Here is a 306-nt window from a genome sequence, read left to right as displayed (position 1 = left end):
ACCTGAAAACCCGAAAGTCCGGTGACCTCATTCTGGTGGATGTGCATATTGAGGTCCCCGGTGAACTGTCGGTTATCGCCGGGCACGATATTGCGGTAAATGCGCGTAACCGGGTGATTACCAGCCACAATGTGCTCAATGTGATGATCCATATCGACCCCTGTGAACCAGGTAAATATCATTTAGCGTCATTTACCCCTTCAGACAGGGAGAGTATGTGAAGAAGAGGAAGGATATGATAAAAGCAGACAACGCGGTGCGATTCATGTAATCAGTGCGTTTTCAACGATGAGTGGAGTTGTGCTC

1 protein-coding gene is annotated in these 306 nt (G+C 48.4%); it reads left to right on the top strand.

Annotation, left to right across the window (positions count from 1 at the left end):
- Window positions 1–221, top strand: a 221-nt coding sequence (locus tag AAIR21_RS28085) for a cation transporter dimerization domain-containing protein (protein WP_434682869.1), incomplete at its 5' end; no start/stop codon positions are given.
- Window positions 222–306: the final 85 nt, after the last annotated feature.

The sequence above is a fragment of the Enterobacter sp. PTB genome (genome assembly GCF_051130085.1).
Taxonomy (GTDB): domain Bacteria; phylum Pseudomonadota; class Gammaproteobacteria; order Enterobacterales; family Enterobacteriaceae; genus Enterobacter; species Enterobacter ludwigii.
The sequence above is the reverse complement of the archived record's forward strand: the minus strand, read 5'-3'. Positions and strand labels throughout refer to the sequence as shown.